The organism is Lysobacter sp. Soil_C_59 (assembly GCF_057656415.1).
Genome location: NZ_JBDGKK010000003.1, coordinates 271,513 through 297,470, shown reverse-complemented (window position 1 = coordinate 297,470; position 25,958 = coordinate 271,513). Strand labels below are relative to the sequence as shown.

The 25,958-nt window shown below is 66.9% G+C and carries 17 protein-coding genes; 12 read left to right on the top strand and 5 right to left on the bottom strand.

Going from position 1 to position 25,958, the window contains the following annotated elements; translation table 11 throughout:
* Window positions 1-176: 176 nt before the first annotated feature.
* The 6 genes from AC3A3Q_RS08075 to AC3A3Q_RS08050 all read left to right on the top strand — a co-directional run bounded on the left by AC3A3Q_RS08075 (window position 177) and on the right by AC3A3Q_RS08050 (window position 6,066).
* Window positions 177-926 (top strand): hypothetical protein, encoded by a 750-nt coding sequence (locus AC3A3Q_RS08075; protein ID WP_487585754.1) that lies wholly within the window; start codon window positions 177-179, stop codon window positions 924-926.
* A gap of 74 nt (window positions 927-1,000) precedes the next feature.
* Window positions 1,001-1,279 (top strand): GNAT family N-acetyltransferase, encoded by a 279-nt coding sequence (locus tag AC3A3Q_RS08070; protein WP_487585753.1) that lies wholly within the window; start codon window positions 1,001-1,003, stop codon window positions 1,277-1,279.
* Between the two features lie 87 nt (window positions 1,280-1,366).
* Window positions 1,367-2,125: a pseudouridine synthase gene (locus tag AC3A3Q_RS08065; protein ID WP_487585752.1), complete on the top strand. Its 759-nt coding sequence runs from the start codon at window positions 1,367-1,369 to the stop codon at window positions 2,123-2,125.
* Between the two features lie 242 nt (window positions 2,126-2,367).
* Window positions 2,368-3,207 (top strand): DUF3298 and DUF4163 domain-containing protein, encoded by an 840-nt coding sequence (locus AC3A3Q_RS08060; RefSeq protein WP_487585751.1) that lies wholly within the window; start codon window positions 2,368-2,370, stop codon window positions 3,205-3,207.
* A 115-nt stretch (window positions 3,208-3,322) separates the two neighbouring features.
* The gene (cfa, locus tag AC3A3Q_RS08055) at window positions 3,323-4,465 is read left to right on the top strand and encodes a cyclopropane fatty acyl phospholipid synthase (protein ID WP_487585750.1); all 1,143 of its coding nucleotides are present in this window, start codon (window positions 3,323-3,325) and stop codon (window positions 4,463-4,465) included.
* Between the two features lie 179 nt (window positions 4,466-4,644).
* Window positions 4,645-6,066 (top strand): amino acid permease, encoded by a 1,422-nt coding sequence (locus AC3A3Q_RS08050; RefSeq protein WP_487585749.1) that lies wholly within the window; start codon window positions 4,645-4,647, stop codon window positions 6,064-6,066.
* Window positions 6,067-6,173: 107 nt separating this feature from the next.
* On the opposite strand, the gene AC3A3Q_RS08045 is transcribed toward AC3A3Q_RS08050, so the two are convergent.
* Entirely contained in the window at window positions 6,174-7,025 is an 852-nt protein-coding gene (locus AC3A3Q_RS08045) for an NAD-dependent protein deacetylase (RefSeq protein WP_487585748.1), read from the bottom strand.
* Between the two features lie 101 nt (window positions 7,026-7,126).
* On the opposite strand from AC3A3Q_RS08045, the gene AC3A3Q_RS08040 reads away from it, so the two are divergent.
* Together AC3A3Q_RS08040 and AC3A3Q_RS08035 are read left to right on the top strand one after the other, a co-directional pair.
* Window positions 7,127-11,602 carry a DEAD/DEAH box helicase gene (locus tag AC3A3Q_RS08040; RefSeq protein WP_487585747.1) on the top strand — a complete coding sequence of 1,492 codons (4,476 nt, stop codon included), beginning with the start codon at window positions 7,127-7,129 and terminating at the stop codon, window positions 11,600-11,602.
* A gap of 168 nt (window positions 11,603-11,770) precedes the next feature.
* Entirely contained in the window at window positions 11,771-13,105 is a 1,335-nt protein-coding gene (locus AC3A3Q_RS08035; protein WP_487585746.1) for a glycerophosphodiester phosphodiesterase family protein, read from the top strand.
* 447 nt (window positions 13,106-13,552) lie between these two features.
* On the opposite strand, the gene AC3A3Q_RS08030 is transcribed toward AC3A3Q_RS08035, so the two are convergent.
* A complete protein-coding gene (locus AC3A3Q_RS08030; RefSeq protein ID WP_487585745.1) occupies window positions 13,553-15,766 on the bottom strand; it encodes a M3 family metallopeptidase in 2,214 nt (737 codons plus the stop codon).
* A 245-nt stretch (window positions 15,767-16,011) separates the two neighbouring features.
* On the opposite strand from AC3A3Q_RS08030, the gene AC3A3Q_RS08025 reads away from it, so the two are divergent.
* The 4 genes from AC3A3Q_RS08025 to AC3A3Q_RS08010 all read left to right on the top strand — a co-directional run bounded on the left by AC3A3Q_RS08025 (window position 16,012) and on the right by AC3A3Q_RS08010 (window position 21,823).
* Complete coding sequence (locus tag AC3A3Q_RS08025) at window positions 16,012-18,072, top strand: amidohydrolase family protein (protein WP_487585744.1); 2,061 nt, start codon at window positions 16,012-16,014, stop codon at window positions 18,070-18,072.
* A 363-nt stretch (window positions 18,073-18,435) separates the two neighbouring features.
* Window positions 18,436-20,742 carry a TonB-dependent receptor gene (locus AC3A3Q_RS08020; protein ID WP_487585743.1) on the top strand — a complete coding sequence of 769 codons (2,307 nt, stop codon included), beginning with the start codon at window positions 18,436-18,438 and terminating at the stop codon, window positions 20,740-20,742.
* A gap of 195 nt (window positions 20,743-20,937) precedes the next feature.
* Complete coding sequence (locus AC3A3Q_RS08015; RefSeq protein WP_200605465.1) at window positions 20,938-21,420, top strand: glutathione peroxidase; 483 nt, start codon at window positions 20,938-20,940, stop codon at window positions 21,418-21,420.
* 4 nt (window positions 21,421-21,424) lie between these two features.
* Window positions 21,425-21,823 carry a hypothetical protein gene (locus tag AC3A3Q_RS08010; protein WP_487585742.1) on the top strand — a complete coding sequence of 133 codons (399 nt, stop codon included), beginning with the start codon at window positions 21,425-21,427 and terminating at the stop codon, window positions 21,821-21,823.
* Window positions 21,824-21,845: 22 nt separating this feature from the next.
* Here AC3A3Q_RS08010 and AC3A3Q_RS08005 read toward each other — a convergent pair whose 3' ends face one another.
* The 3 genes from AC3A3Q_RS08005 to AC3A3Q_RS07995 form a co-directional block, all read right to left on the bottom strand.
* A complete protein-coding gene (locus AC3A3Q_RS08005) occupies window positions 21,846-22,655 on the bottom strand; it encodes a ferredoxin--NADP reductase (protein WP_487585741.1) in 810 nt (269 codons plus the stop codon).
* A gap of 156 nt (window positions 22,656-22,811) precedes the next feature.
* On the bottom strand, window positions 22,812-24,020 hold the full coding sequence (locus AC3A3Q_RS08000) for a PQQ-dependent sugar dehydrogenase (RefSeq protein WP_487585740.1): 1,209 nt from the start codon (window positions 24,018-24,020) through the stop codon (window positions 22,812-22,814).
* 38 nt (window positions 24,021-24,058) lie between these two features.
* Window positions 24,059-25,918 carry an ABC transporter ATP-binding protein gene (locus tag AC3A3Q_RS07995; RefSeq protein ID WP_487585739.1) on the bottom strand — a complete coding sequence of 620 codons (1,860 nt, stop codon included), beginning with the start codon at window positions 25,916-25,918 and terminating at the stop codon, window positions 24,059-24,061.
* Window positions 25,919-25,958 lie beyond the last annotated feature (40 nt).

Here is a 25,958-nt window from a genome sequence, read left to right as displayed (position 1 = left end):
CTTGGCCTGGCCTCGGGTCGAGCGTGAAAATGTGACGCAATCGGTCATTACTGGTCGCGGCCGGGACTGAACGGATGACGTAATGCGGCGCTCGGGCACGCGTTCCGCTCACCCGGCATGAATGTCGGCCGTGATATCCAAAAACTTCCCCCAGACGATGCCCAGGAGTGCCAGGCATGGCGATCAGGAAGGCAGGCAAGACCACCGCCCGCAAGGCCACCGCGAAGAAACCGGCGAAGAAGACCGCCAAAAAGGCTGCAAAGAAGTCCGCCAGGAAGGTCGTCGCCAAGACGGCCCGGAAGAAGACCACCGCCAGGACCGCGGCGCGCAAGACCCCCGCGCGCAAGACGGCAGCAAAGAAGGCCGTGGCAAAGAAGACTGCAACCAGGAAGGTCGCGAAGAAAGTCGCGAAGAAGACCGCTACCAGGAAGGTAGCGAAGAAGGTCGTGAAGAAGACGACCGCGCGCAAGGCGCCAGCACGCAAGACGGCATCGGCTCGCAAGGTTGCCAAGAAGGTCACGAGCAAGAAGGTCGCCCGGAAGACGGTTCGCAAGACCGCTGCAAAGGCACCGGCCAGGAAGGTCGTCGCCCGCACCGCGCGCAAGGCTCCTGCTAAGGCAGCGGTAAAGACTCCGGTCCCGCGCAAGCGCGCCGCACGCGCCCCCAGCAAGCCGCGCATCACCCCCGAGCAGGCCCTGGCCAACACCCAGGAACTGCTGGCGCTCAAGCACGAGCGCGACCACCAGCCGCAGCCGTGGCAGCAGTTCGATCCCGCCCACGGGCACGTCCCCAAGCCCGGTTTCCAGTCCGACAGCGCGGCCGCCAAGGCCGGTGAACTGCATGCCGCCGAAAGCCGCATGGAGGCGATCCAGGGCAGCATCGGCACCCAGGACCGTCATAACCAGGGCAAGCGCGACAGCCGTTGAGCTACCGTTGCCAGTGAATCCGGGCGCACGCGCCGTGCGCCCGTTTCCCTGGCACCCCACACCAAGAGACCCCCATGACCCAGCACCAGATCCATCATGACCCGGTGATCGGCGCGTTCATTACCACCGTCGATGGCGTCGACGCCCGCCTGGAGTACCACCGCGAGGGCAGCAAGATGGTGATCACCCACACCGGCGTGCCCGAGGCGATAGGCGGTCGTGGCATTGCCGGCGAACTGGTCCGCGAGGCGTTCGAGTTCGCCAGGGCGCAGGGCTGGCATGTCCACCCGCAGTGCTCTTACGCCGCGGCCTGGGTGGAGCGCCACCCCGAGTACAACCAGCTGCTGGCCTGACCCGGGACCGGCCGGCGGCAGCGTCCAGGCCGGCCAGGATGATTGGCCGGTCCTCGGCGCTGTCCCCCCGCGCTCATGTGTGACAGCATGCGCGCCCATCCCCCGACTGCCGCGCCCCTGGCGCCTGCCCGCATGCGCCTGAACAAGCACATCAGCGACACCGGCTTCTGCTCGCGTCGCGAAGCCGACAACCTCATCGCAGAGGGCCGGGTCACCGTCAACGGCGCGCGCGCGCGGATCGGCGCCGAGGTCGGCGAGGGCGACCAGGTCCTGGTCGACGGCCAGCCGCTGAAGGTGCGCCAGGCCAGCAAGGGCAAGCGCCAGCACGTCTACATCGCCCTCAACAAGCCGGTCGGCGTCACCAGCACCACCGAAGCCGGGGTCAAGGGCAACATCGTCGACTTCGTCGGCCACCAGCACCGCATCTTCCCGATCGGCCGGCTCGACAAGGACTCCGAGGGCCTGATCCTGCTGACCAGCAACGGCGACATCGTCAACGAGATCCTGCGCGCCGAGAACAAGCTTGAGAAGGAATACCTGGTGGTGGTGAACCACGCGGTGACCGACGAGTTCGTGCGCGCGATGGCGCGTGGCGTCCCGGTCCATGGCCAGATGACGCTGCCGTGCCGGACCGGCAAGCTGGGCAAGTTCGGTTTCCGCATCGTCCTGGTGCAGGGCCTCAACCGGCAGATCCGCCTGATGGCGGCGCACTTCGGCATGCGCGTGAAACAGCTGCTGCGCGTGCGCATCGGCAACGTCAAGCTCGGCCACCTCAAGCCCGGCCAGTGGCGCAACCTGACCGACGCCGAGCTGCAGGGGCTGTTGCCGCAACGGACGCAGTGGTAACTCCTGCGCCGCAAAGTCGAGCGATGCCGAGTGGGGAAGCGGGCACCGGCAAACGTTTCAGCAGGTGTTGTCCTGCCCGGTGAAGTGTCGTGCCGTTGCCGAAGTCCAATCTGCCCATGTACCAATTCGAACCAACCCCGACTTCAACGCCATCGAGGCTGCCTTCCCGGCGCCGCGCCGTGCGTGCATACGGGCATCACGCCGTCGCCGCTAACCTGATGCGCATCGACAAGGGATGGCCCATGAAGCAACTGCTCATGCTGTCGTTGCTTGGCCTGGCGGTACTTGCAGGCTGCAAGCGCGAAGGCGAGCCGGCGGCGCCGGCAACCACGACCACCGCCACGGGCGCACCCGCCACGCCGGCCGCTGCGGCCGACGTACCTGTCGCGGTCGAACTCAAGGATGTGTCCGAGTCCACGCCGGACTACATCATCGGCATCAGCTACCAGGTCCCCGCCGGACAGCATCCGGCGCTTGCCGCCGAACTGAAGAAGTTCGCCGATGCCGCGCGTGCCGACCTGATCGAGGCGGCGAAGTCGCGTAGCCAGCCGGGCGGCGCGACCAGCGCACCCTACGACCTCTCGCTCAGTTTCACCGAGCTGATGAACACCCCCAGCGTGGTCGCGGTCGCTGCCGACGGCAGCAGCTATACCGGCGGCGCGCACGGTGCACCGCTGATCGCGCGCTTTGTCTGGTTGCCGCAGCAGCAACGCCTGCTCACCGCGCGCGAGCTGGTGCGCGACGACAAGGGCTGGGCGGCGATTTCCGGTTACGTCCGCGAGCAGCTGCATTCGGCGCTGTCGCAGCGGGTCGACGCCGATGACCTGCCGGCCGAGGAGCGCGCCGAGGTGGTCAAAAACGCCTCGCGCATGATCGACGACGGCACCGAGCCGGCGCCCACCGACTTTGCCCTGTTCGAACCGATGGCCGCGCCTGACGGCAAGCTGGGCGGCCTGCGCTTCGTGTTCGCCCCGTACCAGGTCGGCCCGTATTCCGACGGCACCCAGACGGTGGAAGTGCCCGCCGACGTGCTGCTGCCGTTCGTGGCCCCCGAGTACCGGTCGCTGTTTAGCGGGGGCTGATGTCCGCCTGGGCGGCAGTTGATGCCGTCTTTCCCGGCATCGCGATAGGATCGGGCTGCCCGCCAGTTGCGCGGGGCCAGGCCCGAGGGGGGCCAGACGCATAGCCGAGGTCGCCATGTCCGCATTGCGCAGTCGGGTAGAGCAGTTGCTGTCGATGGCCGACGTCCGGGTCGGCGGCAATCGTCCCTGGGACGTCCAGATCGAGGACGACCGTTTCTTCGCCCGTGTCCTGGTCGAGGGATCGCTCGGGCTGGGTGAGTCGTACATGGACGGCTGGTGGCGAGCCGCGTCGCTGGATGGCTTCCTGTACAAGGTCATCAGTGCCGACCTCGACCGCCGGGTGCGCGGCTGGAAGGCATGGGCCGATGGGGTCAAGGCCTACCTGACCAACCTGCAGAGCCGACGCCGCAGCTTCGTCGTGGGCGAGCGCCATTACGACCTCGGCAACGACCTGTATCGCGCCATGCTCGGCCAGCGCATGGTCTACAGCTGCGGCTACTGGCGCGACCGCGAAGGCGCGCGCCTGCACGACCTCGACGCGGCGCAGGAGGCGAAGCTCGACCTGGTCTGCCGCAAGCTCAATCTCAAGCCCGGCATGCGCGTGCTCGACATCGGTTGCGGCTGGGGTGAGGCGTTGAAGTTCGCCGCCGAACGCTACGGCATCAGCGGCGTCGGCATCACCGTGTCGCGGGAACAGGCGGCCTTCGCGCGCGATCTGTGCGCGGGCCTGCCGATCGAGTTCCGGCTGCAGGATTACCGGGAGGTCGGGGCAGGCGAGGGCGACGAGCGTTTCGATGCGATTTTCTCGCTCGGCATGTTCGAGCACGTCGGCGTCAAGAACTACCGCACCTACTTCGAAGTGGCACGGCGGTCCCTGGCCGCGGACGGCTTGTTCCTGCTGCATTCGATCGGCACCAATGTCTCGGTGCGTGTCACCGACCCGTGGATCGCGCGCTACATCTTCCCCAACTCGATGCTGCCCTCGGCCGCGCAGATCGCGGCCAGCTGCGAAGGCCTGTTCGTGATGGAGGACTGGCACAACTTCGGTGCCGACTACGAGCTCACGCTGCAGGCGTGGCTCGACAACGTCGAGCGTGCCTGGGCGCACCTGCCCGCCCGCTACGACGAGCGCTTCCAGCGCATGTGGCGGTTCTACCTGTCGGCCTCGATGGCCAGCTTCCGCAGCAGGCACACGCAGCTGTGGCAACTGGTGCTGTCGCCCAGGGGCGTGCCGGGCGGATACATCGCTCCGCGCTGACCGAGCGGATACTCCCGACGCGCAACTCCTTGCCGCCCGGCGGCAGGGACCGTTGCAGCAATCGCTGCCCGGCGGCCACACCCCAACACCCCGTCCCATGCAAGCTGCAGTGCACATCGCATCGCCGCCGGCTTTGCCCCACTATGTGCGTCCATTTCGCCAGCTCGACAGAGGGTTCTATGCAGACTTGGTTCCGGCGCAAGGACATCGACCGGGTCACGGTCCACGAGGAAGGGCGCCGCCTGGTGCCAACCCTGGGCTGGCCGCACCTGATCGCGCTGGGCATCGGCGCCATCGTCGGCACCGGCATCTACACCCTGATCGGCGTCGGCGCCAATCTCGCCGGCCCCGCGGTGCTGCTGTCGTTCCTCGTCGCGGGCATCGTCTGCGCCTGCGCTGCCCTGGCCTACGCCGAAATGGCCACGATGATGCCGGCCGCCGGCAGCGCCTATACCTACAGCTACATCGTGCTGGGCGAGGCGATCGCCTGGGTGGTGGGCTGGAGCCTGATCCTGGAGTACTCGCTGGTGGTGAGCACCGTGGCGGTCGGCTGGTCCGGCTACGCGGTCGGCTTCCTCAAGGGGCTCGGAGTGGACCTGCCGTTGTGGCTGACCGCCGGCCCGCACGCAGGCGGCCTGATCAACCTGCCCGCGGTGGGCATCGTCTTCGTCGTGGCCGGCCTGCTGATGGCGGGCACGCGCGAGAGCGCCACGCTCAACGCGGTCCTGGTGGTGCTCAAGATCATCGCGCTGGGCATCTTCGTCGCCATCGCCCTGCCGCATTTCGATGTCGCCAACACCCAGCCCTTCATGCCGTACGGCTTCGCCAAGTCGATGGGTGCGGACGGAGTGGAGCGCGGCGTGATGGCCGCGGCGGCGATCATCTTCTTCGCCTTCTACGGGTTCGATGCGATCTCCACGGCGGCCGAGGAAACCAAGAACCCCGGCCGTGACCTGTCGATCGGCATCGTCGGTTCGATGGTCGGCTGCACGCTGATCTACATGGTCGTGGCCCTGGCCGCCGTCGGCGCGCTGAGCTACACCGTGTTCGGCAACAGCCCGGAGCCGCTGGCGCTGATCCTGCGCGAACTGGGGCAGGGCAAGGCCGCCACCGTCATTGCCGCCGCCGCCGTGATCGCATTGCCGACGGTGCTGCTGGCATTCCTGTACGGCCAGAGCCGCATCTTCTTCGTGATGTCGCGTGACGGCCTGCTGCCGCGTGGCCTGTCGAAGGTCAGCCCGCGCACCGGCACGCCGATCGCCACCACGCTGTTCACCGCGACGCTGGTGGCGGCGCTGGCCGGTGTGGCGCGCCTGGACGAGATCGCCGCACTGGCAAACGCCGGCACGCTGGCGGCCTTCATCGCCGTGGCGGTGTGCCTGCTGGTGCTGCGCAAGCGCGACCCGGAGCGCAAGCGCCTGTTCCGCACGCCGCTGGCGTGGGTGGTCGGACCGATCGCGATCTTCGGCTGCCTGTACCTGTTCTGGAGCCTGCCGCATCGCACGCAGCTGTGGTTCCTGGTGTGGAACGTGATCGGCGTGGTTGCCTATCTGATCTACGGCCGCAAGCACAGCCTGCTGGCCGTGGGCAAGGAAGCCTGATCGACCCGGACGCGACGGGCGTTGCAACGCCCGTCGCGTCAAACCTGTAGGAGCGAGCTTGCTCGCGATCGCCTGCCGGCGGCGCCGGTTCGCGAGCAAGCTCGCTCCTACATCATCATCGCCGCCGACAGCACCGCGCCGGCGTCGGCTTCGAGCTTGAGCCCGGCCAACTCGTCGGCACGCGTCCTTCCGCGGTTGACGATCGCAATCGGCATCCCGGCCTCGTGCGCGCTGCGCACGAAGCGGAAACCCGAATAGACCATCAGCGACGAGCCCACCACCAGCACCGCATCGGATGCCTGCAGCGCCTCCTGCGCCTGCAGGTAGCGCGGGCGCGGCACGTTCTCGCCGAAGAACACCACGTCGGGCTTGAGCATCCCCGCGCAGCGCGCACAAGGCGGCACGCGGAATGCGCTGAAGTCGTGGCCGTCGAGATCGGCATCGCCGTCAGGTGCGGTAGCAGCGTCGATACCGAGCCAATCGGGATTCAGTGCGGCCAGTCGCTCCTGCATCGTCGCGCGCGGCAGACGATCGCCGCAGGCCAGGCAGACCACGTCGTCGAGCCGACCATGCAGGTCGATGACGTCGCGGCTGCCGGCACGCTGGTGCAGGCCGTCGACATTCTGGGTGAGCAGGGTCGTCAGGCGCCCCTGCTGCTCCCAGCCCGCGAGCGCGAGATGCGCGGCATTGGGCCGGGCCTGCGCGATGCGCGGCCAGCCGATGAAGCTGCGCGCCCAGTAGCGGGCGTTGACCCGCGGTTCTGCCGTGAACGCCTGGTAGGTGACCGGCGGCGTGCGCTTCCACTGGCCGTCGCCATCGCGGTAGTCGGGGATGCCCGAATCGGTGCTGCAACCGGCGCCGGTGAGCACGAACACACGCTGATGCGGACGCAGCCACTCGCGCAGGCGGTCGGCGTCCTCGTGGGTGGCAGGGGCGAGGTTATTGGGTGCTGCGGTCATGCCCCCATCTTCTCATTCACCGCGTCATTCACCTCGTCTTCCGGCCTGCCAACCTGAACGTCGTCTCATGGACTGAGACGGCCCTGCGACAGGATTCCGTCATGCCCCTGGATGCCTTCCATCCCGCCGTTGCCGCCTGGTTCTCCAAGGCATTTCCTGCGCCGACCCCGGCGCAGGTGCAGGCGTGGCCGGCGATCCGCAGCGGGCGCAACACCCTGGTCGCTGCGCCGACCGGTTCAGGCAAGACCCTGACCGCATTCATGACCGCGATCGACGGCCTGATCCGGCAGGGCCTGGCGAACGCTGACGCCCCGGGCCTGTTCGGCAACGAACCGGCCGCGGCATTGCCTGACGAAACGGTGGTCGTCTACATCTCGCCCCTGAAGGCGCTGTCGAACGACATCCGCATCAACCTGGAGGCCCCGCTCGCCGGCATCCGCGCCGAGCTGGAGGCGATGGGCCTGCCCGACGTCGAGATCCGCACCGCGGTGCGCACCGGCGACACCCCGCAGGCCGAGCGCGCACTGACGCGACGCAAGCCGCCGCACATCCTGGTCACCACGCCCGAGTCGCTGTACGTGCTGCTGGGCTCCGAATCCGGTCGCGCGATGCTGTCGACCGTCCGCAGTGTGATCGTCGATGAAATCCACGCCGTCGCCGCGAGCAAGCGCGGCAGCCACCTGGCGCTGTCGCTGGAGCGATTGGAGGCGTTGGCCGGCCGCAACCTCACCCGCATCGGACTGTCGGCAACGCAGAAGCCGATCGAGGCAGTCGCGCGATTCCTCGTCGGCGCCTCAAAGCCCTCCCCTTCAAGGGGAGGGTTGGGAGGGGATGGGTTGGATGACGTCGATTGCACCATCGTCGACATCGGCTACACCCGCGAACGCGACCTCGCCCTCGAGCTGCCGCCGACTCCGCTGAGCGCGGTGATGTCCACCGATCAATGGGACCAGGTCTACGTGCGCCTGGCCGACCTGGTCGAACAGCACCGCACCACGCTGGTGTTCGTCAACACACGGCGCATGGCCGAGCGCGCGGCGCGCCATCTCGGCGAACGCCTGGGCAAGGATGCGGTCGCCGCGCACCACGGCAGCCTCGCCAAGGAACTGCGCCTGGATGCCGAGCAGAAGCTCAAGCGCGGCGAGTTGCGCGTGCTGGTGGCGACCGCCTCGCTGGAACTGGGCATCGACATTGGCGACGTCGACCTGGTCTGCCAGCTTGGTTCGCCGCGATCCATTGCCGCCTTCCTGCAGCGTGTCGGACGTTCCGGCCACCACGTCGGCGGCGTGCCCAAGGGCCGGCTGTTCCCGCAGACGCGCGATGAACTGGTCGAGTGCGCGGCGCTGCTGGACTCGGTGCGTCGTGGCGAACTCGACGCGCTGGTCATGCCCGACGCACCGCTCGACGTGCTCGCCCAGCAGATCGTCGCCGAAGTGTCCTGCCGGGAATGGGACGAGGACGCGCTGTACGACTGGGCGCGGCGCGCCACGCCGTACGCGCAGCTTTCGCGCGAGGACTTCGACGCGGTCGTGCGCATGCTCGCCGAGGGCTTCACCACCCGACGCGGCATCCGTGCCGGTTACCTGCACCGCGATGCGGTCAACCGCAAACTGCGTGGTCGCAAGGGCGGGCGCATGACCGCGCTGATGTCCGGCGGCACCATCCCCGACACCGCCGACTATTCGGTGGTGGTGGAACCGGAATCGTTGTTCATCGGCACCGTCAACGAAGATTTCGCCATCGAGAGCATGGCCGGCGACATCTTCCAGCTCGGCAACGCCAGCTACCGCATCCTGCGCGTGGAGCCGGGCAAGGTTCGCGTCGAGGATGCGCAGGGCGCGCCACCGAGCATCCCGTTCTGGCTCGGCGAAGCGCCCGGCCGCAGCGACGAGTTGTCGTTCGCGGTGTCGCGCCTGCGCGAGGAAGTGGCTTCACGGCTAGACGCCACCGTGCCGGCGGACGGTGAGGCAATGACGCCGGTACAGGCAACCAGTGAAGACTGGCTTGGCGACGAACTCGGCCTGCCCGCGGCCGCCGCGCAACAGGTCAGCGATTACCTCGCCAGCACCCATGCCGCGCTGGGCGCGATGCCCAGCCAGCACACGTTGGTGCTGGAGCGCTTTTTTGACGAAAGCGGCGGCACCCAGCTCGTCATCCACACCCCCTACGGCAGTCGCATCAACCGCGCCTGGGGCCTGGCCCTGCGCAAGCGCTTCTGCCGCCAGTTCAACTTCGAGCTGCAGGCGGCCGCTACCGAGGATGCGATCGTGCTGTCGTTGTCGACCAGCCACAGCTTCCCGCTGGAAGAGGTCTCGCGCTATCTGCATTCCTCGTCCGCCGAGCACGTTCTCATCCAGGCCCTGCTCGACGCGCCGATGTTCGGCGTGCGCTGGCGCTGGGCCGCCACGACCGCGCTGGCGCTTCCGCGCTTCATCGGCGGCAAGAAGGTGCCGCCGCAGTTGCAGCGGATGAAGTCCGAGGACCTGCTGGCGACCGTGTTCCCCGACCAGGTTGCCTGCGCCGAGAACCTCGTCGGCGAGCGCGAGGTGCCCGACCATCCGCTGGTTGCACAGACCCTGCACGACTGCCTGCACGAAGCGATGGATGTCGAAGGCTGGCTGCGCCTGCTGCGGGCGATGGAGGCGGGCGAGGTCAAGATTGTCGCGCGCGACCTCAGTGCGCCGTCGCCGTTCGCGGCCGAAGTGCTCAACGCGCGTCCGTATTCCTTCCTCGACGACGCACCGCTGGAGGAACGCCGCACCCAGGCCGTGCAGACCCGGCGCTATGCCGATGCGCAGAGCGCCGACGACCTCGGTCGCCTCGATGCGTCCGCGATCGAGGCGGTACGCGAAGAGGCGTGGCCGCAGGTACGCAGCGTCGACGAGATGCACGAGGCGCTGATGGGCCTGGGCGCGGTGACAGCGCGCGAAGTGCGCGAGAACGGCTGGGCCGACTGGCTCGCGCGACTGGCGAAGGACCACCGCGCCACGTCGCTGCACGATCCGTCGGGTCGCGACGGCATCGCCCTGAGCGGAGGCGTCGCCGTGCTCAGCGGCGATGGCAGTGACCTGTGGTGCGCCGCCGAGCGACTGCCGCAGCTGCTGGCGATCCATCCACAAGCGGTGCTGAAACCCGCCATCGAGGCTCCGGCCGAGTTCGCGCAGCAGCTGTGGACGCGCGACGAGGCCCTGGTCGAACTGCTGCGTTCGCGCCTGACCGGACTCGGACCGACGCCGGTGCAGGTGCTCGCCGATGAACTCTCGCTGCCGCGAACCGACGTCGAACAGACCCTGCTGCGCTTGCAGAGCGAGGGCTACGTGATGCAGGGGCGCTTCACGCCCGGCATCGACGCCGACGAATGGTGCGAGCGTCACCTGCTGGCGCGCATCCATCGCTACACCCTGCGACGCCTGCGTCGCGAGATCGAACCACTGGCGCCGCGCGACTTCATGCGCTTTGCCTTCGACTGGCAGCGCGTCAGTCCCTCTGCCCGTGTCCAGGGCCCGGAAGCGCTGGTCGGCGTGCTGTCGCAACTGGAAGGCTACGAGGCGCCAGCTTCGGCGTGGGAAGCCGAACTGCTGCCGGCACGCGTCAGCGACTACTCCATCTCCTGGCTCGACGACCTGTGCACATCAGGTCGCACGCTATGGACACGCCTGCGCGCTGGCAGCAACGAGGCCAATGCCGCGCGCGGCAGCACGCCGGTCCGCAGCACCCCCATCGTCCTGCTGCCGCGTCGCGACGCCGCGACCTGGACACGGCTGGCACCGCCGGCCGCCGCCGACGAAGCCATGTCTACCCGCGCGCAGCGTGTCCTCGACTACCTGGCCGAGCACGGTGCCTCGTTCTTCGACGAACTCGTCTCCGGCGCACACCTGCTGCGCACGGAACTGGAGGATGCTCTGGCCGAACTGGTCGCGCGCGGACGCATCCATTGCGACAGCTACGCGGGTCTGCGCGCGCTGCTGGTGCCGGCGTCGAAGCGCCCCGGCGCACAGAGTGGACGTCGCCGGCGCGCGGCTTTGTTCGGCATCGAGGATGCCGGCCGCTGGGCACTGATCAGGCGTCCTCCGGGCAGCGACAGGCGCGACCCGGAAGACGTGGAGCACATTGCCCGCGTGCTGCTGCGACGCCACGGCGTGGTGTGCTGGCGCATGCTCGAGCGCGAAGCCACCTGGCTGCCGCCGTGGCGCGAACTGGTGCGTGTCTACCACCGGCTCGAGGCACGCGGCGAGATCCGCGGAGGCCGCTTCATTGCAGGGCTCTCCGGCGAGCAGTTCGCGCTGCCCGAAGCGATCGGACTGATGCGCCAGGTGCGGCAACGGCCGCACGACGGTGCACTGGTCTGCGTGTCGGCGGTTGATCCCCTGAACCTGCTCGGCACCGTGCTCACCGGCACCAAAGTGCCGCGCCTGGCCGGTTCGCGCATCGCATTCCGCGACGGCATCGCCGTGGCGACCCTGGTGTCGGGCGAGGTTGAAATGCTGGCGGACCTTGAGCCCGATGATGCGCGCGCGGTGCGCAAGGCATTGCTGCGCGAACCTGACTCGATCCTGCCTCAGCCCGTCACCCGGTAGGAGCGAGCTTGCTCGCGATCGGCGTCTCAGGGATCGGGCACGCCCATCGCGAGCAAGCTCGCTCCCACATGTCCCACAACGGTCAAAGCTTCGCAACCTGTGGCGGTCACCATCGCGCCACCGGCTGCACGGGGGAGCCGGTTCTCCGAACCGCACAAGGACCGTCACATGCCCGCACTGCGCCCCTCCGTTACGCATTTCCTCGCGCTCGCCGGATTGCTGCTTGGCACCGCCTGCGCCACCGCGGTTGCCAAGGACGCCGCCGCACCCGATGCTCGCCCCGTGAGCGCCGTGGACCGCAACCACCGACCTGACCATCAAGACCATCAGGGTCACGAAGGCCTGATCGTGATCGGCCATCGCGGCGCCAGCGGCTATCGCCCCGAGCACACGCTGGAGTCCTACCGCCTGGCGATCCGCCAGGGTGCCGATTTCATCGAGCCGGACCTGGTCGCCACCCGCGACGGCGTGCTGGTTGCGCGCCACGAGAACGAGATCTCCGGCACCACCGACGTCGCCGCACACACGCAGTTCGCCAGCCGTCGCACCACCAAGGTCATCGATGGCGTTTCCATGACGGGCTGGTTCACCGAGGACTTCACCCTCGCCGAACTGAAGACGCTGCGGGCGAGGGAGCGCATTCCGGCGATCCGTCCGGCCAACACCCGCTTCGACGGCATGTACACGATCCCGACCCTGGCCGAAGTAATCGCGCTGGTGAAGCGCGAGAGCCGCAACGGTCGCAAGGTCGGCATCTACCCCGAGACCAAGCACCCGACGTACTTCGCCCGCGAGGGCCGGCGACTGGACGGTCGTCCCATCGCCATCTCGCTGGGCGCCAAGCTGGTCGAGACACTGGTGGCGGAAGGCTTCACCGACCCGAAGCGCATCTACGTGCAGAGCTTCGAGTTCGGCAACCTGATCGAGCTGAAGAAGAAGCTGATGCCGGCCGCCGGCATCGACCTGCCGCTGGTGCAGTTGTATGACGACCTCAACGACGCGCGTCCCTACGACGTGGTCTACAACGCCAGCCATGGCGCTGACATGCAGGCCCTCTATGGCGGGCTGACCGGTGAGGTCGCAGGTGGCCTGACCACGGCAACGCGCTACGGTGCGCTGGCCACCGAGCCCGTACTGCAGTGGATGATGGCCAACTACGCCAGCGGCGTCGGCCCATGGAAAGGCAACCTGCTGCCGCGCCAGCCAATCGCGCCGCCGGTCGATGCCAACGGCGACGGCAAAGCCGAACTGGCGGGGCAGGGCACCGCCCTGGTGCATCCGATGCTGGCCTGGGCGCTGAAGGCGGGTTTGCAGGTCCACCCGTACACATTGCGCGCAGAGGAAACTTTCCTTGCACAGACGCCAGGTGGCGTGGCCCAGTCAGTGGTAGCCGAAGCGATGCAGTTGTATGGGCTTGGCGCACAGGGCTTCTTCATCGACCAGCCCGACCAGGGCGTGCTGGCGCGCGAGATGTTCCTTGAACTCAGTCGCGTGGAGCCATAGCAGGGCGGACGACGCTTCGGCAGTTCGTTTCACCGTCTTCGGCGTCTCTCTCCCCAACCCCTCTCCCACAAGGGGAGAGGGGCTAAGGGCGCAAGTGGTTTCGGAACAACCAATTCCTTTCGCGGGCGTCCGGGACCGAGCTCACCGAGCAGACGTGCGAATGACCGAGGGCACGGACACCGCCCAAGGCCGGCACAGCGCGAGTCCTACCGCCGCAGATGCATCACGCGGGCACTGCGCTCTCGCCAACAGCCGAAGTCAATAAAACAGTAGAAGCTTCCGGAAGGAGGGGGTGGGGTGTATTTCGCGAACAATAAACGGAGCGAAGCGGAGGTTCGCGGAATACACCCCACCTCCTCCCCAATCACGCCACGCACAAAGCACAGACGAAAAAAAACCGCCCAGGTCACCCCGGGCGGTTTTCATGGAAGCATCGCAAAGAGCGACTTACTTCTTGGCAGCCTTGCCGGTTGCCTCGGAGGAACCCGAGGTCGCGGTCAGGCCACGCTTCTCCAGCAGCGGCTCGATCTTCGGATCGTGGCCGGCGAAGTTGCGGAACAGCTGCAGCGCATCCACGCTGCCACCCTGCGACAGCAGCGACTGGCGGAAATGGTCGCCGTTCTTGCGGGTCAGGCCACCGTTTTCCTTGAACCACTCCACCGAGTTGGCGTCCAGCACTTCCGACCAGATGTAAGCGTAGTAACCAGCCGCATAGCCACCCATGATGTGGCTGAAGTACGGCGTGCGGTAACGCGGCGGCACGGCGTAGAAGTTGACGCCATCCTTCTTCAGCGCCGTGGCCTCGAAGCCCATCACGCCATTGGCGGCCGGCAGCTGCGAAGCAGTCGCCTGGTGCCAGTTCTGGTCGAGCATCGCCGAACCCAGGTACTCGGTCGTGGCGAAGCCCTGGTTGAACTTCGAGCTGGCAAGCACCTTGTCGAGCAGTTCCTTCGGCATCGCCGCGCCGGTCTGGTAGTGCTTGGCGTAGTTGGCCAGGATCGACGGCCAGTCAGCCCACATCTCGTTGACCTGCGACGGATACTCGACGAAGTCGCGCGGCACGCTGGTGCCCGAGAAGTAGGGGTACTCGACGTTCGAGAACATGCCGTGCAGCGCATGGCCGAACTCGTGGAATGCCGTGGTCACCTCGTCCCAGGTCATCAGCGTCGGCTTGCCATCCGACGGCTTGGGGATGTTGAGGTGGTTGGCCACCACCGGCTTGAAGCCGGTCAGGCCGGACTGGTCGACGTACGAGTTCATCCACGCACCACCACGCTTGGACGAGCGCGCGTACGGATCGAAGATGAAGATCGCCAGCTGCGAACCGTCCTCGTTGAACACGTCGTACACCCAGGTGTCGGCGTGGTACTTCGGCAGGTCCGTGCGCTCCTTGAACTTCAGGCCGTACAGCTGGCCGGCGGCAAAGAACACGCCGTTCTCCAGCACGTTCTTCATCTCGAAGTACGGCTTGAGCTGCGACTCGTCGAACGCGTACTTCTCCTGGCGGACCTTCTCGGTGTAGAAGGACCAGTCCCACGGCTCGAGCTTGAAGGTCGGCTGGCCCTTGGCCTTCTGTTCCTTGTCGATCATCGCCTGCAGGTCGGCGCCTTCGCGCTCGGCGTTGGCGACGGCGGCCGGAGCGAGCTGGCCGAGCATCTTGTTGACCGCCTCGGGCGACTTGGCAGTCTCGTCATCGAGCACATAGGCCGCGTAGTTCGGGTAGCCCATGATCTTGGCGCGTTCGGCGCGCAGCTTGGTCACCTGCGAGACGATGGCGGTGTTGTCGTACGCATTGCCGCGGCTGCCGCGGGCGACCGAGGCCTTGTGCAGGCGCTCGCGCAGTGCGCGATTGGTCAGCGAGGCTTCCGGCGGCTGGCCGGTGGTGTTGAGCAGCGCGATGACGTACTTGCCGTCGAGCTTGCGTGCCTTGGCTGCTTCGGCGGCCGAGGCAATCTGCTCGTCGGTCAGACCATCGAGCTCTTCCTTGGTGTCGACCACGATCGCCGAATCGTTCACTTCGGCCAGAACGTTCTGGCTGAACTTGGTGCCCAGCGCGGCCAGCTCGGAGTTGATCGCCTTGGTGCGGGTCTTGTCGGCTTCCGACAGGTTGGCGCCGGAGCGGACGAAGTCGGTGTAGTAGCGCTCGACCAGGCGCACGCCCTGGGCGTCCAGGCCGAGGGTGTCGCGGGTGTCGTACAGCGCCTTCACGCGAGCAAAGAGCTTGGCGTTGAGGTTGATCGCGTCACGGTGCGCGGAGAACTTCGGCGCGTAGGTCGCCTGCAGCTTCTCGCGGGTCGGGTTGGTGTCGGTGCCGACCAGGTTGAAGAACACCGTGGTGGCGCGGCCAAGGGTGCGGCCCGTCTTTTCCATCGCGATGATGGTGTTGTCGAAGGTCGGCTTCGCCGTGTTGTTGGCGATCGCATCGATCTCCTTCAGCTGCTCGGCCATGCCGGCGTCGAAGGCGGGCGCGAAGTCGGCGTCCTTGATCTTGTCGAACTGCGGATAGTGGAGCGGCAGCGTGCTGTCGCTGAAGAACGGGTTCACGCTGTTGGGCTGCTGGGCTTGCGCACTCACGGACGTGTCTGCCTTGGGGGTCTTGGCATAGGTGGGGGCGGTTGCGCTCAATGCCACGGCCAGGGCCAGCGCGAGAGGGTGCTTCATTGGACTGAAACCTCGTCAAAGGGAGCCCGCAGCCTACCCGATGGGGGGCGCCGGGACCCCTGACGAAAGGCATGGGCGGACAAACGGCCCGTGCAGGCACAGGCTGGCTACACTTCGGGCAAGGGGGCGGGGCCGAACGAGCCATGGCCAGGCCGCCTCCGGCCTTCCTGCCGTGGTGCCGCAGCTGCCCAAGCTGGTGCTGCCGGGCGAGGGGAGGCGCCCACCCGCCAGCACAGGATCACCGCATGACCTCCAATACGCGCGCCGTACTCACCCGTAGCCTGGTTCTCGGCATCGGCCTGCTGGGCCTCAGCGCCACCGCGCTCGCCGCCGAGACCGTGCGTTACGTCGCCCTGGTCGATGGCGGCAAGCAGGCCGGCCACCAGCTGGTCACCCGCGGTGACGACGGCAAGACCACCGTAGATTTTATTTTTAAAGACAATGGCCGCGGTCCGGAGCTGAAGGAAGAGTTCACCCTCGCCGCGGACGGTACCTACCAGAGCTATCGCTCGCAGGGCACCACGACCTTTGGTGCCAAGGTCGACGAGACCTTCAGCCGCAACGGCGACCAGGCGCAGTGGAAGACGACCTCCGACGACGGCCGCCAGACGGTTTCCGGCACGGCCCTGTATTCGGCGCTGGGCGGTACGCCGGAAAGCTTCTCGGTGGCCATCAATGCCCTGTCCAAGCGCAGCGACGGCAAGCTGCCGCTGATCCCCAACGGCACGCTGACCTCGCGCAAGGTCGCGACGGCCCGCGTCGAGTGCGGCAAGTCGCCGCGCGACGTTGAGCTGTACGCCGTCACCGGCGTCGGCCTCACCCCGACATTTGCCTGGGCCACCACCGGCGCCAACCCGCGCCTGTTCGCCTACATCTACCCCGGTTACCTGCAGCTGGTCGAAGACGGCTGCCAGGCCGACGCCAATGCCCTCGAAGCGCGCCAGAAGCAGGCCGAAAGCCAGGTCCTGGTCGACCTGGCCAAGCGCCTGGGTCATCCGCTCGGCGGCACCACGCTGATCACCAATGCGCGCGTGTTCGACAGCGAGAACGCGAAGCTGGGACCGTCCAGCGACGTGCTGATCAAGGATGGCCGCATCGTCTCGGTCACGGCGGCGGGGAAGGGCAAGGGCAAGGCTGACAATCTCATCGACGCCGGCGGCAAGGTCCTGCTGCCCGGCCTGTTCGACATGCACGGCCACGTCGGTCGCTGGGACGGCGGACTCAACCTCGCCACCGGCGTGACCACCGTGCGCGACATGGGCAACGACAACGACACGCTGCAGCAGATGCTGGGCGAGATAAAGAACGGCACGCTGATGTCTCCGGATGTCGTCCCGGCCGGTTTCATCGAAGGCGAGAGCAACTTCTCGGCGCGCAATGGTTTCGTCGTAAAGGATCTCGGCAGCGCTAAAAAGGCGGTCGACTGGTACGCCGAGCACGGCTACCCGCAGATCAAGATCTACAACTCGTTCCCGAAGGACGTGCTCAAGGACACCGTGGCCTACGCCCATTCCAAGGGCATGCGCGTCAGCGGCCACGTGCCGGCGTTCCTGCGTGCGCAGGACGTGGTCGACGACGGCTTCGACGAGATCCAGCACATCAACCAGCTGATGCTGAACTTCTTCGTCGACGACAAGACCGACACGCGCACGCTGGCGCGCTTCTACCTCGTCGCCGACAAGACCGACGGCCTGGACCTGGACAGCAAGCCGGTGCAGGACTTCATCCAGACGCTGGCGACGAAGAAGGTCGTGATCGACCCGACCCTGGCCACCTTCGAGTTCCTGCACCAGCGCGACGGCGAGATGTCGCCGATCGTCGCCGAAGTCGCCGACCACCTGCCGCCGGACATCCAGCGCGGCCGCCGCGTCGCCGAGATGAACATCCCCGACGACGCCACCGCCGAACGCTACAACCGCTCCTACGCCAAGATGGTCGAGTTCGTCGGACGCGCCTACAAGGCCGGCGTGCCGATGGTGGCCGGCACCGACGAGATGGTCGGTTTCACCCTGCAGCGCGAGCTGGAGCTGTACGTGCAGGCCGGCCTGACCCCGTCCCAGGCCCTGCAGGTGGCCACCTGGAACGGCGCCAAGTACACCCGCACGCTGGCCGAGCGGGGCTCGGTGGCACCGGGCAAGCGGTCGGATATTGTGCTGATCGACGGCGATCCGACTACCAACATCGCCGATATCCGCAATGTGGCGCTGGTGATCAAGGGTGGCACGGCGTATTACCCGGCCGAGATCCACGAGGCGCTGGGCATCAAGCCGTTCGTGCCGGCGGTGAAGGTCAGCGCTGCGCGCTGAGCCCCCCTCTCCCCGGCGCCATGCGGCGCCATCCCTCTCCCACAAGGGGAGAGGGCAACGCGGACCCCAGAACCTCTCCCTGTTTTCCCCTCTCCCCTTGTGGGAGAGGGACAGGCCGCGAACGCGCCAGGGAGAGGGGCAGGGCGTACGCACAAGTACGGGCCTTTAACAGTCTGGTAACATTCCGCCCGTCATGTCAGCCGCCGTGGCGCGGGACGGGTCCGCGTCTAGGTCGTCAGGGGACGGCCTGAAGTCACGTATCGCCGCATTCGCATGTCGGAGATGGACATGCCGGTGCGTCGGCCTTCGAATCCTTGGTGTCCCATCCTTGACGCCACCCATCGAGACCGCTCAATGCCTTCCATGCCGCTTGCACGCAAGCTTCCCCGTCACGCCCTGACCGTTGCCATCGCCCTGATGCTGCCGGCCCAGGTCGCTTTCGCGCAGGATGCGCCGACCCCGGTCGAGACTGCCCCGGCCCAGACGACCAATGGCAAGTCCACGACGCTGGAGACCATCGAGGTCACCGCGCAGCGCAAGGTTGAAAACCTGCAGGACGTGCCGGTCTCGGTCACCACCCTCAATGCCGAGCAGCTCGACGTGCTCGGTTCGGGCGGCAACGACGTGCGCTTCCTGTCCGGTCGCGTGCCCAGCCTCAACATCGAATCCTCGTTCGGTCGTGCCTTCCCGCGCTTCTACATCCGCGGCTACGGCAACACCGACTTCCGCCTCAACGCGTCGCAGCCGGTGTCGCTGGTCTATGACGAAGTCGTCCAGGAAAACCCGATCCTCAAGGGCTTCCCGGTGTTCGACCTGGATCGCGTCGAAGTGCTGCGTGGCCCGCAGGGCTCGCTGTTCGGCCGCAACACCCCGGCCGGCGTGGTCAAGTTCGAGTCGGTGCGCCCGTCGCAGGACTTCGGCGGCTACGGCAAGGTCGGCGTCGGCAGCGACAACATGTTCAACTTCGAAGGCGCCGTCGGCGGCGGCCTGACCGAGAACTGGTCGGCCCGCGCCTCGGCCCTGTTCCAGCGTCGCGACGACTGGGTGACCAACACCTACCCGGGCCCGAACGACGGCTTCGAAGGCTACGACGAGTCGGCCGGACGCGTGCAGTTCCTGTACGAAGGCGAGTCGTTCGAGGCGCTGCTCAACGCGCATGCGCGTCACCTCAACGGCACCGCGCGCCTGTTCCGCGCCAACATCATCAAGCCCGGCACCAATGACCTGGTCGACGGCTTCGACGAGGACAAGGTGTCGCTGGACGGCCTGAACCACTCCGAGCTCGACAGCCAGGGCGCCAGCGCGCGCCTGACCTGGGACATCGGCGACTACATCCTGCACTCGATCACCGGCTACGAGTCGGTCGAGACCTACAGCCGCGGCGACATCGACGGCGGTTTCGGCGCGGTGTTCCTGCCGGTTTCCGGCCCGGGCGTCATTCCGTTCGCCTCGGAAACGGCCGACGGCATCCCCGAGCATTCGCAGTGGACGCAGGAGTTCCGCATCGAGTCGGACTTCGACAGCGCGTGGAACTGGCAGGCCGGCCTGTTCTACTTCAACGAAGACTACGACGTCGAAAGCTTCAGCTACGACTCGCTGGCCGGCGGCATCCAGGACGGCTACGAGCGCGTCAACCAGACCAACGATTCGTGGGCGGTGTTCGCCGCGACCACCTGGGACGTCAACGACGCCTTCCAGCTGCGTGCCGGCGTGCGCTACACCTGGGACGACAAGGACCTGGACGTCAAGGAATACTGGCAGACCGGCTTCGCGCCGTGCGTCCTCGCCCAGAAGTGCACCATCCAGCAGCTGGCGGCGATGGAGCCCGACGGCGACCTGCGCGAGTCGACGGAAGACAAGAAGTTCAGCTGGGACCTGTCGGCCACGTACGAAATCAACGACGACGTGAACCTGTACGGTCGCGCCGCCACCGGCTACCGCGGCAGCAGCATCCAGGCCGCTGGCGCGTTCAACGGCATGTCGATCGCCGGTCCCGAGACCTCGACTTCATTTGAAGCGGGCATCAAGGCCGACCTGTGGGACAAGCGTGCGCGCATCAACGCCGGCATCTTCTACTACGAGGTCAAGGACCAGCAGCTCACCGCCGTCGGCGGCGAGACCGGCAACGCCAACATCCTGCTCAATGCCGACAAGTCGACCGGCCAGGGCTTCGAGATGGATTTCCAGGCGTACCTGATGGACGACCTGCTGCTGACCCTGGGCAGCAGCTACAACGACACCGAGATCAAGGATCCTGATCTCACCGTCGCACCGTGCGCGGCATGCACCGTGACCGATCCGCTGGTCAACGGCGCTGCCCTGATCGACGGCAACGTGCTGCCGCAGGCGCCGAAGTGGAACCACAACCTGACCCTGCGCTGGGGCATCCCGATGGACAACGGCGGCGAGTTCTACGCCTACACCGACTGGGTCTATCGCAGCGAAGTGAACTTCTTCCTGTACGACTCGGTCGAGTTCACCGGCAAGTCGCTGGTCGAGGGCGGTCTGCGCCTGGGCTACACCTGGGAGTACGGCAAGTACGACGTCGCCCTGTTCGGCCGCAACATCACCGACGAAGTGCAGGTTGTCGGCGGCATCGACTTCAACAACCTGACCGGCTTCATCAACGAGCCGCGCACGGTTGGCGTGGAGTTCAAGGCCGGGTTCTGACCGGCTTGAAGCGGCGATTCGCGGCAATCGTGTGACACCGACAACGCCGGGCATGTCCCGGCGTTGTCGTTTCTGCCCTCGTGGCCCGGCAGCTGGCGCCACCAATGGCCGTACGGCGCCGAATGCCAACGTTTTCACGTCCCGGATGCCCGCGCCCGGCGCTATGCTCAGGCCCACTGTTCCGGAGTCTCCCCCATGACGACCGCCTACGACTTCAGCGCCACCGACATCGATGGCCAGCCGCGCGGGCTGGACGAGTTCCGCGGCAAGGTCCTGCTGATCGTCAACGTGGCCTCCCAGTGCGGGTTCACCCCGCAGTACACCGGCCTGGAAAAGCTCTCCCGGGACTTCGGCCCCAGGGGGCTGGCCGTGCTCGGCTTCCCCTGCGACCAGTTCGGCCACCAGGAGCCCGGGGACGAGGCGGAGATCCGCAATTTCTGCTCGCTCAACTACGACGTCACCTTCCCGATGTTCGCCAAGATCGAGGTCAACGGCGCCGGCGCCCACCCCTTATGGAAGTGGCTCAAGGACGAAAAGGGTGGCATCCTCGGGCTGGACGGGATCAAGTGGAACTTCACCAAATTCCTGGTCGGGCGGGACGGCCGGGTGATCAAGCGTTACGCACCGACCGACAAGCCCGAGTCGATTGCGAAGGACATCGAAGCCGCATTGGGGTAATGCCATGCTTAGACAGGTCATGCAGGCCCAGCTGCAGGTCGAGATCGAGGATCACGATTTCGGTCTGCGCGTGCAGGTGAGCGGCGAGGAAAATCTCGACAACACGCTGGCCTACTGGCGCGAGATCATGCCGCGCCTGGAAGTGGCGCAGGGCAACGGCGTGCTTCTCGTCGACGAGTTGTCCGGCGAAGCGATGCAGGAACACGAATGGCTGGAGCTGGTGCTCGCCCTGGAATATGCCCGTCTGTGGCGCTATCGCATCGCCCACGTGAAGTCGCGCGGCGTTCAGGACGTGGAGTACTGCGCGCTGTACGCGCGCGATGCCGGCGTCGATGCGGCGGTGTTCACCAGTGAGCTCGAGGCCGAGCGCTGGCTGCGGCGGCCGGTGACGTTGCCGGCCTGAGCGATCTGCCTGACGGCTGGGGTTACTTCTCTACGAACGCGCGTTCGAACACGTACTGACCCGGCACGCCGATGCGCGGCGCCGCGGCAAAACCGCGGCCGTCGAGGATGCCGCGGAAATCGGCCAGCATTTGCGGGCTGCCGCAGATCATGGCGCGATCGAGTTCCGGATCCAGCGGCTCCAGGCCCAGGTGATCCATCATCCTGCCGCTGTCGAACAGGTCGGTGAGGCGGCCGCGGTGATCGTTGCCATCGAACGCGAACTCCTCACGCGTCACCGCCGGGTAGTACTTGAGCTTGGCGGCGATCTGATCGCCCAGGAACTCATGACGCGGCAACTCGTTGACGAAGTAGTCGCGGTAGGCGAGGTCGCCCGCGCTGCGTACGCCATGGGTCAGGATCACCCGGTCGAAGCGCTCGTAGGTTTCCGGATCCTTGATCACCGCCAGCCACGGCGCCAGGCCGGTGCCGGTGCCCAGCAGGTAGAGGTTTCGGCCGGCGTGCAGGTCGTGGATCAGCAGGGTGCCGGTCGGCTTGCGGCCGATCAGGACCTGATCACCGGGCTGGATCGATTTCAGGCGCGAGGTCAGCGGCCCGTTCGGCACCTTGATGCTGAAGAACTCCAGCTGTTCTTCCCAGTTCGCGCTGGCGATCGAATAGGCGCGCAGCAGCGGACGCGATGAACCGTCCGCTTGCGGCACCTGCAGTCCGATCATCACGAACTGGCCGTTCTCGAAGCGGAAACCGTCGTCGCGGGTGGTGGTGAAGCTGAAGTAGTCGTCCGTCCAGTGACGGACATCCAGCACCGTTTCGGTGCCAAACGCGGAAGACATGCCGGTGCTTGGGGGGAGGTGACCGGCGGGCATTGTAGCCGATCAGGCCCAGCTGAGACTGATTCTCATCTGGGCCGAAAAATTGTAGGAGCGAGCTTGCTCGCGATCGCCTCAGCGGCAGCCGGTCGCGAGCAAGCTCGCTGCTACACCAGATCTTCAGCCCGCCGGCGGATCCAACCGCAGCAGCTTGCCGTTGTCCTCGTCGGTGAGCACGTAGACCTTGCCGTCGCTGCCGACACGGACATCGCGGATGCGCGAGGTCAGTTCCTTCAGCAGGCGCTCTTCGCCGGTGATCTTGTCGCCGTCGAGGCTCAGGCGGATCAGGCTGCTGTCGGCGAGCGCGCCCAGGAACAGGCTGTTGTCCCACTTCGATCCGGCCTGGCCGGTATAGAAAGCCATGCCCGACAGGCCCGGCGACTTCTCCCAGACGTGGTACGGCTGTTCCATGCCGGGCGCCGAGGTGCCCACGGCTTCGGGGATCTTCATGCCCGAGTAGTTGATGCCGTGGGTGATGATCGGCCAGCCGTAATTCTTGCCCGGCTCGGGAATGTTGATCTCGTCGCCGCCACGCGGGCCGTGCTCGGCTTCCCACACCTTGCCGGTGCGCGGGTCGAGCGCCAGCGACTGCATGTTGCGATGGCCGTAGCTCCAGATCTCCGGACGCGCATCCTTGCGACCGACGTACGGGTTGTCGCTGGGCACGCTGCCATCGAGATTCAGCCGGACCAGCTTGCCCTGCAGCATGTCCAGCTTCTGCGAGGTCGGGCGGTCGTTGCGTTCGCCCTGGCTGATGAAGACATGGCCCTTGCCGTCGAAAACGATGCGCGAACCGAAGTGGTTCGGCCCTTCCAGCTTCGGCTGTTGCTGGTAGATGCGGCGCACGTCGCTGAGCGAGCTGTCGCCGAGCGTGGCCGTCGCCACCGCGGTGCCGGCGGTGCCGTTCTCGCCGGCTTCGGAATAACTGAAGTAGATGCGCTTGCTGCTGGCGAAGTCCGGCGCCAGCACTACGTCGAGCAGGCCGCCCTGGCCCTGCGCCCAGACCTCAGGCACCCCGCCCAGAGGGCCGGACACCGCACCGTCGGCGGAGACGCGGCGCATCCGGCCGGGGCGTTCGGTGACCAGGAAGCTGCCGTCGGGCAGCAACGCCACGCTCCACGGGTGCGAGAGGCCCGAGGCGATTTCGGTCACGCGCACCTGGCCGTTCTGGCTGGCCACGTTTTGCGACGGCAACGTCTTCGGCGCCGCGGTGGCGCTGGCAGCTGCGCCGGCATTGGCGCCTTGGCCGGCCCCTTGTTCGGCCTGGCAAGCGGCCAGAGAGAGCGACAGCGCAAAGGCGAGGGCGGTGCAGTGCAAGTGGTGGCGCATGGACGGACTCCCGGTGCGGAGGGGTGGAGGCTTGTCCGTCAACGATACCCGGCGGCCTGCAATTCAAAAAGTTCGGCGTAGCGGCCGCCCTGGTCGAGCAGTTCCTGGTGGGTGCCGCTGGCCTCGAGCCGGCCCTGTGCCAGCACCAGGATGCGATCGGCCATGCGCACGCTGCTGAAGCGGTGCGATATCAGCACCGCGGTCTTGCCGTGCGAGAGTTCCTTGAAGCGCTTGAACACTTCGAACTCGCTGCGCGCATCCAGCGCCGCCGTCGGTTCGTCGAGGATCATCACCTGCGCATCGCGCATGTAGGCGCGGGCAATGGCGATCTTCTGCCACTGCCCGCCGGACAGGTCGACGCCGGTCTTGAAGCGCCGTCCGATCAGTTGGTCGTAGCCGTTGGGCAGGCTCTCGATCACCTCGTCGGCTGCCGCACGCCGCGCGGCCTCGCGAATGCGCGCGCCGTCGGCCATCGCGTCGATCTGGCCGACGCCGATGTTCTCGCCGGCAGTGAGGTGGTAGCGCACGAAGTCCTGGAAGATCACGCCGACGTTGCCGCGCAGGTCGTCCAGGTCGTACTCGCGCAGGTCGCGGCCATCGAGCGTGATGCGGCCTTCGTCGGGGTCGTACAGGCGCGCCAGGAGTTTGACCAGGGTGGTTTTGCCGGCACCGTTCTCGCCGACCAGGGCCAGCACTTCGCCGGCGCGCAGTTCGAAGTCGAGCCCGCGCAGCGCCCATTTGTCCGCATCGGGATAGCGGAAGCCGACGTTCTCGAAGACGAAGCCGCGCGTGATCGGCCGCGGCACCGGCAGGGCATTCGCCGGCGAGACGATTTCGGGTTTGATCTCGAAGAACGAGAACAGGTCGTCCAGGTACAGCGCCTGGCCGGCCACCTGCGAGAAGCCGATCAGCAAACCCTCCAGCAACTGCCGCAGGCGGCGGAAGCTGCCGGCCAGGAAGGTCAGGTCACCGATGCTGAAGTCGCCGCGCACGGTGCGCCAGGCGATATAGGCGTAGGCGACGTAGTAGCCCATCGTGCCCAGTGCGGCCAGCAGTGCGCCCCAGGCGGCGCGGCGCCGGGCGAGGGCACGGTTGGCGCGGAAGAAACCGTCGGCCAGTTCGCGGTATTTGGCGATCAGGTAACGATGGAGGTTGAAGATCTTCACCTCCTTCGCCGTTTCGACGCTCGCGCCCATCTGTCGCACGTACTCGAGCTGGCGGCGCTCGGGGGTCCAGGCGAAGTTGAGCGAATAGCCCAGTGCGTTGAAGTGCGCCTCGCCGACGAACGAGGGCACCAGTGCCACCGCCAGCAGCACGATCAGCCAGGGCGCATAGACCAGCAGGCCGGCGGCGAAGCTGATCACCGTGATCGCATCCTGTACCTGGCCGAACAGCTGGCTCATCAGATTCATCCGCCCCATCGTCTGGCGGCGCGCACGGTCCAGCTTGTCCTGCAGGTCAGGGTCTTCGAAGTCTTCCAGGTCGAGCGTGGCGGCATGCTCCATCAGCCGCACGCTGGTGACATTGGTGAACAGCTCCGACAGCAGCGAGTCGCCGTAGCTGATCAAGCGGCCGAGCAGGTCCGAACCGATCGCCAGGGCGAACTCGAGCACAAGCAACGACGACAGCGTGTCGAGCTGGCCGCTGCGCCAGGCCTCGCCGATCGTGCCGAAGCCGTTGCCGGCGGCCACCAGCCGTACCGCCTCGTCGATGATCAGCTTGCCCACATAAAGCGTGGCAATGGGCAGGAACGCGCGCACCACGCGCAGGCCCAACGTGGTCAGTGTCAGCCAGGGGCTGGTGGCCCAGATCTGTCGCAGGAACGGCGGCAGGTTGCGCAGCGCGTCGAATCGTTCGCGCAGGCTCGGCTTGGCGGATGCGGTCGAAGGGGCAGGCATGGGTTCGCAGGATAGGGCAGTTGGGCGACAACCGACGTCA